The organism is Chroococcidiopsis thermalis PCC 7203 (assembly GCF_000317125.1).
Taxonomy (GTDB): Bacteria; Cyanobacteriota; Cyanobacteriia; order Cyanobacteriales; family Chroococcidiopsidaceae; genus Chroococcidiopsis; species Chroococcidiopsis thermalis.
In genome coordinates this window covers 3,389,421-3,401,662 of record NC_019695.1, presented here as the reverse complement: position 1 = coordinate 3,401,662, position 12,242 = coordinate 3,389,421, and the positions used below count along the sequence as shown (strand labels likewise).

Here is a 12,242-nt window from a genome sequence, read left to right as displayed (position 1 = left end):
GGGGGACAAGGGGGACAAGGGGGACAAGGGGGACAAGGGGGACAAATAATTCTAGCGACTAGTGACTAGTGACTAGTGACTAGTCGCTAGTCACTGACGACTGACTTGGACGACGAGTAACGAAAAGTAGGGTAATTGTAGGTGCGGGCGATCGCTTAAATCTTTATATATCACCATATTTGGTAATGTAGCTCGTTCTACTATCCAACTGTGTTGCAGTAGGGATTTGCGCTGCAAGACTTGCCATACTTGTTCGTATACAGAACTTACTTTCATCAATACTACGACTTCTGCCCAGTCTAAAATAGATTCTAGTTCGTTGACGTTATAAATCGCTGGTAGCACGACTAAACGCTCTTGGCGGACAGTTAAGGGCAGCCCTAACGCCGATGCTGCTGCCATAGGCGAGCAGACACCAGGAACGTAGTTGATGACGGCTGCGGGATACATTTGTTGCAGCGTCTGTGCTAAATAGGTAAACGTACTGTAGAAACTAATATCCCCTTCACAGGCAAAAGCCACATCTTGACCTTTCTGTAAATATTCCCAAACTTGCTTGGCGGCTAGCTGCCATGCTTTTGTTAAAACTTCAATGTCTTGCACGTAGGGAAAATCTAAGGGTAGCTGCTGTTGATCCGATCGCAGCCACGGAGCAATTATTTGTTGGGCAATGCCTGGTTTGTCTTGAATTCCTCTAGGAAAAGCAACTACGGGAGCTTGTTGCAGCGATCGCAACCCTTTGAGCGTTATCAGTTCTGGATCGCCTGGACCAACACTAACACCGTAGAGAATACCATTCGCCATTGAGGAGTCATTTGTCGTCATTGGTCATTGGTCATTGGTCATTGGTCATTGGTAGTTGGTAGTTGAGTAGTGCGTGTTACTTGTCGAGGGTGTAGGGTGGAGTGAGTGGTGAGTGGTGCGTGGTCACTGGTCACTGGTCACTGGTCACTGGTTACTGTCTATGCTTCCCACCGTCATTTTACCTGGATTTTTAGAAGCTGCGATCGCCTACCGTCCGTTGGAAAAATTTTTACAACAGTCAGGCTTTCCTACCGTTACGGTTCCCTTACAACGACAAGATTGGTTCCCCACGTTGGGAGGTAGACCAATGACTCCAATTTTGCTGCAACTGCATCGCACGGTCGAGCAAGTTTTACGGCAATACAACACAGCTAAAGTGAATTTGATCGGTCATTCTGCTGGCGGCTGGATCTCGCGAATTTATTTAGGTGAAAAAGCTTACCTGGCTCGTAATGCGGCGATCGCCGCAATTCCCCCTTGGGAAGCTTACCGCTTTGTTGCCACGTTAGTCACGCTGGGAACTCCCCACATTAGCCAAGAACGCTGGACGCGCTGGAATCTCGATTTTGTCAACAATAACTATCCTGGTGCTTTTTACAGTTCCCGAGTGCGCTACGTTTGCGTTGCTGGTAAGAGCATCTTCGGACAGCGACGGCGAGGAAGTTGGCTGGCATACAGCAGCTATCGCTTGACCTGCGGACAAGGAAATTGTTGGGGTGATGGCATTACCCCAATCGCAGCAGCTCATTTAGAGGGAGCAGAAAATTTAATTTTAGAGGGAGTCAAGCACTCTCCCAAAGCCCCTGGAATTTGGTACGGTTCGCCTCAAGTTGTACCGAGTTGGGTGTCGTATTTGGAGTAAGGGAACAGGGGAAAGAGAGCTGAGGAAGCGCAAGGTTGCTGAGGGAGAGAAGAGATTAAACAACTCCTGACTTCTGACTCCTGACTTCATGTCTTACCATCTCCCCCTCTAGAAAGAACTCTTCAAATGAGTGACTTGGTTAGCATCTTAAAGAAAGTACACATTTTGAGAGTACTGAGAAGCGGGAGTTATGAAGAGTCTTTCCTATGAATTCGTTTTGAAACGAACGGCGACAATACTATCTGTAGCATTGTTAACATTGTGCGCGATCGCCGCTGTGACTGGCATTTTATTATCTTTTTATTACGAACCAGTGGCAGGTGGTGCGAATCAGGCTTTGCAATGGATCGATACGGAGATTCCTAACGGTCAAATCATTCATGGCTTACACGATTATGCCGGAACCTTACTAATTGGTGTAGCACTGATTCAAATGGTCGTGATGTTCTTGGGTAGGCAGTTTCGCCGTAGTTGGTTAACTGGTTGGATTAGCAATATTTTACTGATCCTCAACGCGATCGCTTTAGCTTGGACGGCAATGATTCTCGATTGGAGTCAAGTCGGTTACTGGCGCTTTCGGATCGAATTAAGTACCATCGAAGCCATTCCTTTTATTGGTTCTACCCTGCGAGATGTCATCACGGGTGGTGGTGCAGTGAATACAACCACAGTCGAACACCTCTACACCATCCACAGCTACATTATTTCCGGTAGCGCCATAATGTTAGCGATCGTTCACTTATTGGGCGTATTATGGCAAGAAAAACAGCAAACACCTATTGCATCTGTCACATCCGCACAGTCAAAAACGAACGCGCCACGGGAATTCATCAAAAATTCTTAACTTGTCTTTTGTACGGGCGGGTTTATCTAAAATCTCGCTCGGAGTCTGAGGTATTTGGTAAAAACCCGCCCCTACAAATTTATTGACTTTAAATTGTAGAGACATTTTGGCTCGGAAGAGGAATTTCTTCGACTTCGGGCAATTTTTCTAAAGCAAGGCGTTTTGCTGGTGTCGCCCCCGATAGCCGTTTCAATAGATTTGGTCTGGGATCGTGTAATAAGTAGATTAAGCGATCGCCTGGTTGCCATTGTTCTGTTGCAGGAACGACAAGTAACCGATCTTCGCGTTCTAGTAGTAACGGGACTAATTCTCCTGCCCAAATCAAAGCTTGCAGATGGGCTTGTTGCAAAGCAAAGCCTGCTTCGCTGAGAGTTGTCGTGCCTAATTTTACGCGATCGCTGTTAATATACTCGTTCCAAGTTTTAATCGGTATATCCGATCCAAAAGCTCGATCGATCCGATTGCGATTTATTGAGGTACTTGCTTGTGGATTGCGGGGAAAAACAGCCAGCACTCTTGGTGGTTGAAATTCTTCTACAGCCCTTTGTGCCAAGACGTAATTAACTTCTCCATTATTGGTCATTGCCAAAAACGTTCCCATAGAAGCTAGTCCTGCCTCTTCTAGCACTGTTGTATCTAAAGCGCTGCTAGAAAAAACCTTCAAGTTCTGTGCCTGGGCTTGCTGACACGCTACGGGATCGGTATCGATCATCGACACGGCTTCTCCCCGTTCTTGGAAAAGACGAGCAATTAACAAACTCAAAGGGTTGCAGCCGACAATCACCACCCCAGTTGCTTGCGTAGAGCTGATTTGCAACCAATTTGCTACCCAGCCAGCAGTTAAACCTTGACAGGCGACAGTCATGATAATTGTTAAAAAGACTAATGCCTTGATCGAGTCTCCACCGTTAATCCCGCGTTCGGTCAGGAAAATCGAAAATAACGAAGCGACAGAAGCGGCAACAATTCCTCTAGGTGCAACCCACGATAAAAACAATTTTTGTCGCCAATTTAAATCGCTGTTGATGGTGCAAATACCAATATTTAGGGGACGGACGACAAACATTAACACGAGGACGGTGAATAAACTGCCCCAGCCTAAAGCAAAGATACTGGCAATGGATAAATCTGCGGCAAGCAAGATAAATAGTACTGACACGCCGAGAATCGTTAGCTGACCTTTAAATCGTCGTAATAATCGTTCTTCTGGCAAGGAAGCAGAACCCAAAACCACGCCTGCAACTACTGTCGCCATTAGTCCAGATTCGCTGCGACTGAGTTGGGCTAGGGTAAATAAACCCCATAAACCTGCTAAGACAACGAGATTTTTTAGTTCGTCAGAAATAAAGTGAGCGCGTTTGAACATGAAGGCAAGACACCAACCACCAGCAGCCCCAATGCTCCCACCAATGCCTAGACGCAGCGTCAAGCCACTAATTGCCATCCAAGGGTCGGTTTCGCCATTTAAAACTGTATCGAGTACCACAACGGCGAGAATTGCCCCTACAGGGTCGATTAATACCGCTTCTCCTTCTAATAGAGTTCCTACCTGACGGTCTACTTTAATCGTGCGTAATAGTGGCGAAATTACCGTAGGACCCGTTACCACTACCAAAGAAGCATAAAGGAAAGCGATCGCCCAGGGAAACTCTCCCAGCCAATGCGCTGCCATACTCCCACCCAACAGAGTAATTAGGGTTCCCACAGTAACGAGATTTCTCAAACTACCAGAAACTTTACCCAGTTCTCGCAGTTCTAGGTTCAACCCTCCCTCAAATAGGATCACGGCGGTAGAAAGCGCCACAATTACTTCCAACCCAGCACCTAAAACTTGAGGGTGCAGCACGTTCATCCCATCAGAACCCAACAAAATTCCAAATAGCAACAAAAAGACAATGCTAGGGAGTTTGAGGTATTCTGCTATAACTTGAGCGCTAATCCCTGCAATTACAGCAATTACCATTTGCAGGGTAATTTCAAAAGATGCTTCCATATTTAGAAAGTTAGCAAAAGTGCTGTCCGAACCCTGGTGACGGGAGAAATCTCTAAAATAGGCGCGGCTCCATTATGCTGACAATTCTCTGCATCATCTATAGTAGTCTATAGGCAATTTGTATTTTAAAATACAAGTTGTTCCGATCTTAAAGATAAATAGAAACACTTCATATCATAACTAGGCTGTAACTGAGATTGAGTCAGAATACTGTCATCAACTGTCAGTATGACTTTCGCGATCGCATTTGCCAACTGCCATATTAGAAGGCGATCGCACGTACCTGCTATTTTTGAATGACAATCTCAACTCGTCGATTCTTCTGTCGTCCTTCAGGGTTATCCGAACCGTCTGCCTTAGTATTAGCAGCAACAGGGACAGTTTCACCATATCCTCGTGTTGTCATTCGTGCTGACTCGATCCCACTCTGCTGCATCAACCAACGTTTAACTGAATTAGCACGGCGTTCGGAAAGATTTTGATTATATGAATTATCCGCGATCGCATCTGTATGTCCGTCAATCCTGACTGAATTGTTAGCATAACGCTGCGTTAATACTGTTTCGACTTGGCGTAGAGCAACTTCTGCGTCGGGACGAATATTATCTTTATCGAAGTCAAATAGCACATCTGCTGGCAGAATAATCGCTGTTAAATCTCTGTTTTCTCTAACTTCCACTCCTTTAAACGTAATTTCTTTCAGCTTTATCGGCTTCAATTCTACCGATCTAAATTGAATCTGTTTAAATTTGAGTGGTTTAACTTTAATTGGCTTGACCTGAATAGGTTTGACCTGAATAGGCTTAACCTCATTTGGTTTAACCTCTGTCTGCTTAGTTTCCACGCTAAGATTTTGCTGTTGGAGTTCCGATTGTTGAAATTCTGCGGGTTTAAACTCTAGGTCTTTAGATGAAGTTGCTTGTTGTCCGTTGCTACAAGCAGCGATCGCCAAAGCAGTTGCTATGCTACATGAAAACAGAAAAAGTCGCATTTTCTTCCCTCAAGCGAGTCAAGCGTAGCTCCTAAAAATTGCCAGCATATTCTACTCAAACAAATTTAGCCCTCAACATTTCGGATTCTGGGCAATAAATTTGTCAATCCAGTATCATACACTACATTACTTCCAGACAGACTCGGAAAAAACCTCTCACCTCTTACCACTTCCCCCTTGTCCCCCTAATCCCCCTTGTCCCCCTTGTCCCCCTTGTCCTCCTTGTCCTCCTTGTCCCCCTTGTCCCCCTAATCCCCCTTGTCCCCCTTGTCCCCCTAATCCCCCTTGTCCCCCTAATCCCCCTTGTCCCCCTTGTCCCCCTAATCCCCCTTGTCCCCTCAGCCTCCTCAACTCCCTCAGCTCCCTACTCCCTGCTCCCTAACTAAGTAAGATAGAGAAAGATCGGTCTATTTTGTCGCGTCCATGACCTCAACTCTGCTCAAAACTCCTCCAATATCTACCCCCAAACTGCACCGACTTGCTAACGGGTTAACGATTGTAGCTCAGCAAATGCCTGTAGAAGCGGTTAATCTCAGTTTATGGGTTAACGTCGGTTCGGCAGTTGAATCAAATGCTATCAACGGCGTAGCTCATTTTTTGGAGCATATGGTGTTTAAAGGCACTCCACAACTGACAATGGGTGAATTCGAGCGTCGCATTGAGGCGCGGGGTGCGATCGCTAATGCAGCAACCAGTCAAGATTACACGCAATTCTACATTACGACTGCTCCGTCAGATTTTGCAGCTTTAGCACCACTGCAAATCGATATCGTTCTCAACAGTTTAATTCCCGATGATGCGTTTGAGTTAGAACGCTTAGTCGTGTTAGAAGAAATTCGTCGCTCTGACGATAATCCTCGTCGCCGGACTTTTCAACGGGCGATGGAAATGGCTTTTGACCGCTTACCCTATCGGCGCTCAGTTTTGGGTACGGTGGATGCGATCGCGCAATTACAACCGCAGCAAATGCGCGACTTTCACGCTACCTGGTATCAACCTCAGTCCATCACAGCATCGGTTGTTGGTAACTTACCCGAAACAGAATTAATCGAAATCGTCGCCAATAGTTTTGCTAAACATACTCCCGACTCCCAACATCCTAGTAGGGGCGCACAGCAGTGCGCCCCTACCGACTCCCGACTCCACCCCGAACCCCCCTTCACTCAGATCGTCCGCCACGAATTCGTCGATCCCAGCTTGCAACAAGCAAGACTCGTCATGCTGTGGCGGGTTCCAGGGTTAGTACAGCTAGAGCAAACTTACGCCCTAGATGTTTTAGCAGCAATTTTGAGTCACGGGCGCACGTCGAGATTGGTGAGAGAACTGCGGGAAGAAAAGGGCTGGGTTTCCAATATTTCTGTGAGTAACTTGACACAGCACCTACAAGGGCTATTTTACGTTTCTGCCCAGATGCCAGTAGAAAACCTAGAGATGGTCGAAGCAGCGATCGCATCCCAGATCGAGAAGATACAGTCTGCTCCCGTACAGGAATCAGAAATCGCCCGAGTCGGCACTCAAGTTGCCAATCGCTTTATTTTTGCTAACGAAACCCCCAGCGAACGCGCTGGTTTGTATGGCTACTATCAATCTTTAACCGGAAACTTAGCATCCGCCTTAGAGTATCCAAATAAAATTCAAGCTCTCACTACTGCCGACTTACAAGCTGCTGCCGTGCAATATCTTTCTCCCTCGGCTTACGGTATCGTTACCACTAAACCCGAATAAGAGTATATATGTGGACGGAGATTGCCCATCATATTTCCAAGGTTTCAGGAAAAGAGTTTTTTGTCAATAGCCAGCGGACAGTGAGTGGCGGTTGTATTAACCAAGGCTACACTGTTACCGATGGCGATCGCACTTACTTTGTCAAACTCAATTCCCCCTCCCAGACTGCCATGTTTGAAGCAGAGGCGCTGGGATTAAAACAAATGTCGGCTACGGCAACGATTCGTGTCCCACAACCGATTTGTTGGGGAACAACCGATCGGTCTGCATACATTGTTTTGGAATGGTTGGACTTAGGACGTGGAGGAACTCCGGCTTGGGCAGAAATGGGACGACAGCTAGCAGCAATGCACGATCGCAGCAGCAATCAAGCGTTTGGCTGGGATATAAATAATACGATTGGTTCTACACCGCAAATCAATACTTGGATGACGGATTGGGTAGAATTCTATACTCAACACCGCTTAGGCTATCAATTTCAGCTAGCAAAATGTAGAGGCGGACGCTTTCCCCAACAGGAAAAGTTACTTGCGGCAATTGGGCAAATCCTGGCAGGACATCAACCGTCACCTTCCCTAGTCCACGGGGATTTGTGGGGTGGTAACGCCGCTTTTACCAGTGCTGGAGAACCCGTCATTTTCGATCCTGCAACATATTACGGCGATCGCGAAGTTGATGTTGCCATGACTGAATTATTTGGTGGTTTTCCAGCCGCTTTTTATCAGGGATATAACGAAGTTCTACCGCTAGATTCTGGGTACGAACGGCGAAAAATTCTCTACAATCTCTATCACATTTTGAACCACTTCAACTTATTTGGTGGGAGTTACGAGTCTCAGGCAAATGGGGCGATCGCGAGACTTTTAGGTTGATAGCGGTTTTCAATTGGATGCAATGCACGTCTGGTAGGGGCGCTTTCTCTGTGCGCCCCTACAAATATCATCCACACAACCGAGAATTGCTATGAAGGTATAACAACAATTAGATTCAAGGTTAATTGACTCTCCAGCTAACTAGAGGGTTGATAATAGATAAGTAGGGATAAATGCAGTTAGAGCAGTCGCCGTACATAAGATTGACTTTGGAGGCGTATTATGTTGGTTCAAGAGCGATCGCTACTCATCGGTCAAGTAACGGCTATGAGCGGTGTCCCAATTAGAACGATCCGCTATTATGAAACTCTGGGTCTGTTGCAATCTTCCAGCCGGACTGAAGGAGGCTTCCGACAGTTTTCCCCCGATGTCTTGACTCGGCTATCATTCATCAAACGCGCTCAAAAACTCGGTCTGAGTCTGGAAGAAATTAAAGAAATTCTTGATGTTTACGATCGCGGTAATTTGCCTTGCGGTGAAGTTAAAGAGAAGTTAGAAGATAAATTGCGACAGATCGATCGCCAAATTCAGCAGTTGATGACATTGCAGGCTGAATTGAAGGGATTACTTTCGGGTTGGGAGTCTGTACCAGTTCCGCAGCCTGGAACAATTTGCCCGATTATTCAAGCAGATGAAGACGATAAAGCAACCGAAGCACGGAATTAAAGAGGTTTCAAGCTCTTGATTTTAATCGTAGGGTAATTCTGAATTCCGAATCCATAATTCCGCATTATACATGACTGCCCGATCGATCGAACAGCCAGTAGGTGAATTGACTTATGCAGCCATAGCTGTAGCCATCTGGCGACAAGTCTCAGCACAACGACGGCAAGTTTGAGCGCAGCGCTTGCAATGGTCGTGGTCGTGCTTCTCGCACTCAGTGGCACAGCGATCGCAGGCTTCAGCACAAACACTACACATTTGCCTGTGAAGGGCTGAATTACGCGACATAAACCGGGCGCATAAATCGCAAGTATCGGCACAATCGCGACATCGCTTGATACATTCAGCCATCATTTGTACCATATCTTCACTTAGGCAAGCATCGGCACAGTTTTCGCACTCGCGCAGACAATCGAGACAAGCCTGAATGCAAGTTTCAAGTAATGATTGGTGAGATTGAGCTGCTGTCATAACTCTCCTCCAAAAGCTTTAAAAACAAAATAATGAAGCAGTCATTATGCTTCTGTAGTTTCACTTTAGAAGGTAGCAAATGCGATCGCCTCTTTCTAATGGTATGGAGCAGATTTCTGACTGTAGAGATACAGTAATTTCATCCTAATTTCATCTTAGTTTTGTAATACTTGAATCTTGGTACAATGCAAACTCTTTATTGAGTGCAACCTTCATCTTGTATGAGCAGTCATATCCTTGTGTAAACGTAATAGTTGACTCTCTAGTCAGCTAGAGATTTCATAATTGAGATGGTAATTTTCAAGCAAATTCTACTATTGATGGATAGAAAGTCATTTATGCAAAATAATTCTGGAAAAACTAAAGTTTTGGTATTAACTCTAACAGCGATCGCCACAATGACAATTGGTGTACTGGCTGCTAATTTTGGGATCTCGGCAAAAGACAGCAAAACTGCCAACAATACCAACGCTCATCTGAAGCAGGACATGCAACATGGTGGCAGCATGATGCAACATGGTAGCGGCATGATGAATCACAGCATGTCGATGGATTTAGGTCCAGCTGATGCCAACTACGATCTGCGATTCATTGATGCGATGAGAATGCATCACCAAGGGGCGATCGAGATGGCAAAAGAGGCACAGCAAAAATCAAAGCGTCCTGAAATCAAAAAACTAGCGGATAACATCATCACTGCTCAAAATCGGGAGATTGGGCAAATGAAACAGTGGCGACAAGCCTGGTATCCCAAAGCAGGCAAGCAGATGATGGCTTATCACTCTCAAATGGGACATATGATGCCGATGTCATCAGACCAGATGCAAGGCATGATGATGAGCCAAGATTTAGGTGTAGCTGACTCTCAATTCGACCTCCGCTTCATTAATGCAATGATTCCGCATCATGAAGGTGCGGTGACAATGGCTCAAGACGCGCTGAAAAAGTCGCAGCGACCGGAAATTAAGCAATTGGCAAAAAACATTATTAGCGATCAACAGAAAGAGATTGCTCAAATGAAGCAGTGGCGCAAGGCTTGGTATAACCAGTAGATTGCATACATTGTAGCGCTAACGTAGGGGCGCACAGTTGTGCATCCCTACAGATCGTGTATCTCATCCAATTGAAAACTGTTCAAATTGAATCGGCGATCGCAATTTCATCTTGATTTCATTCGCATGGGGGAAACTGAATAATCAGTAGTGCAGTTGTAGCACTCGTTTGCTCTGATGGTACGCGAGGATATTTCTATATAAATAATGCGCAAATCATACCTGAAGCGATCGCCTGCACCGCTTTGCCGCATATCGGGAGCGATCGTTAGCCTAGCGATCGTGATGGTTCCCGTAACTGTGTTAGCTCACGGCGGACACGGAGATGAATTTCACGGCGGAAGTGAGGCAACTCAAACGACTGACTCGATTCAAGTCGATGCCCAAACTGTCAAGCGTTTGGAAATTAAAGTAGAACCAGTTAAGCGACAACAACTCGCTGTAGGACTACCAGCAACTGGACAAATTGAAACTTTGCCCAATCGACAAGTAGAAGTTACGACACCGATCTCAGGAGCTAAGGTAGACCAATTATTAGTACAACCTGGTGCTTACGTGCAAGCAGGTCAACCTGTCGCTATTTTAGCGGCTCCCGACTTAGTAGAACTGCGCGTCACTTCCCAAGAAAAGCGAGCCGAGGCACGAGCAGATTTACAAAAAGCGCAAGCAGATCTAAGGCTAGCGCAACAAAACTATCAGCGTTTCTCACAAATTGCTGCCGCAGAAATTGCCCAAGCACAAAGTCAAGTAGACTTTGCTCAAGAAAAATCTGACAAAGACCAAATTTTATTAACTCAAGGCGCAATACCCCGTCGCCAAGCTCTAGAATCTCAAACTCAGCTAGCCGAAGCCAAAGCTAAACTGACAGCAGCAGATAGCCGCCGAGATGTCATTGCAGCCGAAGCCGATCTCAAACGCGCTCAGTCATCCGTGCAAGCGGCTCAGTCGCATTTAAGTCTCAGCGACACAGCATATCAAACTCGACTACAACAACTGGGTGCAAAAGCTAATGCGCAAGGACAGGTAACAGTTACAGCTCCTATTTCAGGTAGAGTTGCCGATCGCGACGTGACTCTCGGTCAATCCTTCGAGGATACAGGTGGCAAGCTGATGACAATTGTAAATGACAGTCGGGTTTATGCCACAGCTAACATTTATGAAAAAGATTTAAATAAAGTCAAAAACGGTCAAACAGTTAGAGTCACAGTTGCTTCTATGCCTAACCGAACTTTCACTGGACGAGTTGCTGTAATTGGTTCGGTTGTAGAAGGCGAAACACGGGTAGTACCTGTCAAAGCCGAGATCGATAACTCTGGCGGAGTCCTAAAACCAGGGATGTTTGCCCAACTAGACGTACTTGCAGATAGAACAGCGACAGCTCTGGCAATTCCTAGCTCAGCTGTGGTAGAGGCAAACGGCAAACACATGGTTTACATCCAAAATGGGAATGCCTATCAACCTGTTGAAGTGATTTTAGGTCAGACCATTGGGGATACGATTGAGGTCAAAAGCGGGTTGTTTGAGGGGGATGCGATCGTCACTCAACGCGCGCCTCAACTATACGCACAGTCTTTACGGGGAGGCGGGAAGGCAGGGAAGCAGGGAAGCAGGGGAGCAGGGGGAGCAAAAACTTCTGCCTCTACAACAACAGGATTGCAATTTCCTTGGTGGTTGGCAGGAGCAACAGGCGGATTGGTAATTGGTATTGCTGCTTTCGCGGCAGGTGCTGTTTGGTCTAGTCGTCGTACCAAGTCTCAGCTCGTGCCAGCGTCTACAGGATTTGCTGACGAAGTGAATGAGTATCGAAATGGTAAAAGTTCTAGCAGATCGACTTATCCTGCATCCGAACCAGGCGAGAGCGGAGAGTCTGTTTTTGGTGACGAATCAAATTCGATGAACGACAACCATCATACGAGAAGCCAGCAGTCAGAGATCGGAGATTGGAAGTAAAGATATTTTTGGTAA

12 protein-coding genes are annotated in these 12,242 nt (G+C 46.2%); 7 read left to right on the top strand and 5 right to left on the bottom strand.

Going from position 1 to position 12,242, the window contains the following annotated elements; translation table 11 throughout:
* Positions 1-90 precede the first annotated feature (90 nt).
* A complete protein-coding gene (locus tag CHRO_RS14940) occupies positions 91-804 on the bottom strand; it encodes a precorrin-2 C(20)-methyltransferase (protein WP_041462488.1) in 714 nt (237 codons plus the stop codon).
* 160 nt (positions 805-964) lie between these two features.
* On the opposite strand from CHRO_RS14940, the gene CHRO_RS14935 reads away from it, so the two are divergent.
* Positions 965-1,666 (top strand): esterase/lipase family protein, encoded by a 702-nt coding sequence (locus CHRO_RS14935; RefSeq protein WP_041462487.1) that lies wholly within the window; start codon positions 965-967, stop codon positions 1,664-1,666.
* Between the two features lie 190 nt (positions 1,667-1,856).
* Positions 1,857-2,510 carry a cytochrome b N-terminal domain-containing protein gene (locus CHRO_RS14930; RefSeq protein ID WP_015155060.1) on the top strand — a complete coding sequence of 218 codons (654 nt, stop codon included), beginning with the start codon at positions 1,857-1,859 and terminating at the stop codon, positions 2,508-2,510.
* A gap of 88 nt (positions 2,511-2,598) precedes the next feature.
* Here CHRO_RS14930 and CHRO_RS14925 read toward each other — a convergent pair whose 3' ends face one another.
* The 3 genes from CHRO_RS14925 to CHRO_RS14915 form a co-directional block, all read right to left on the bottom strand.
* Entirely contained in the window at positions 2,599-4,503 is a 1,905-nt protein-coding gene (locus tag CHRO_RS14925; protein ID WP_015155058.1) for a cation:proton antiporter, read from the bottom strand.
* Positions 4,504-4,789: 286 nt separating this feature from the next.
* Positions 4,790-5,494: an OmpA family protein gene (locus CHRO_RS29685; RefSeq protein WP_015155057.1), complete on the bottom strand. Its 705-nt coding sequence runs from the start codon at positions 5,492-5,494 to the stop codon at positions 4,790-4,792.
* Between the two features lie 156 nt (positions 5,495-5,650).
* The gene (locus CHRO_RS14915; RefSeq protein WP_015155056.1) at positions 5,651-5,845 is read right to left on the bottom strand and encodes a hypothetical protein; all 195 of its coding nucleotides are present in this window, start codon (positions 5,843-5,845) and stop codon (positions 5,651-5,653) included.
* Between the two features lie 72 nt (positions 5,846-5,917).
* Here CHRO_RS14915 and CHRO_RS14910 point away from each other — a divergent pair, with 72 nt between their 5' ends.
* The 3 genes from CHRO_RS14910 (at position 5,918) to CHRO_RS14900 (ending at position 8,757) form a co-directional block, all read left to right on the top strand.
* Positions 5,918-7,219, top strand: coding sequence for a M16 family metallopeptidase (locus CHRO_RS14910; protein WP_015155055.1), 1,302 nt, complete (start codon positions 5,918-5,920; stop codon positions 7,217-7,219).
* A gap of 8 nt (positions 7,220-7,227) precedes the next feature.
* Positions 7,228-8,091 (top strand): fructosamine kinase family protein, encoded by an 864-nt coding sequence (locus tag CHRO_RS14905; RefSeq protein WP_015155054.1) that lies wholly within the window; start codon positions 7,228-7,230, stop codon positions 8,089-8,091.
* Positions 8,092-8,313: 222 nt separating this feature from the next.
* On the top strand, positions 8,314-8,757 hold the full coding sequence (locus CHRO_RS14900) for a heavy metal-responsive transcriptional regulator (RefSeq protein WP_015155053.1): 444 nt from the start codon (positions 8,314-8,316) through the stop codon (positions 8,755-8,757).
* Between the two features lie 111 nt (positions 8,758-8,868).
* Here the strand turns inward: CHRO_RS14900 and CHRO_RS30555 are convergent, their stop codons facing one another.
* Positions 8,869-9,225, bottom strand: coding sequence for a four-helix bundle copper-binding protein (locus CHRO_RS30555; protein WP_015155052.1), 357 nt, complete (start codon positions 9,223-9,225; stop codon positions 8,869-8,871).
* Between the two features lie 338 nt (positions 9,226-9,563).
* Between CHRO_RS30555 and CHRO_RS14890 the strand changes: the two genes are divergently transcribed.
* A complete protein-coding gene (locus CHRO_RS14890; protein WP_015155051.1) occupies positions 9,564-10,277 on the top strand; it encodes a DUF305 domain-containing protein in 714 nt (237 codons plus the stop codon).
* Between the two features lie 207 nt (positions 10,278-10,484).
* A complete protein-coding gene (locus CHRO_RS14885) occupies positions 10,485-12,227 on the top strand; it encodes an efflux RND transporter periplasmic adaptor subunit (protein ID WP_015155050.1) in 1,743 nt (580 codons plus the stop codon).
* The last annotated feature ends 15 nt before the right edge of the window (positions 12,228-12,242 follow it).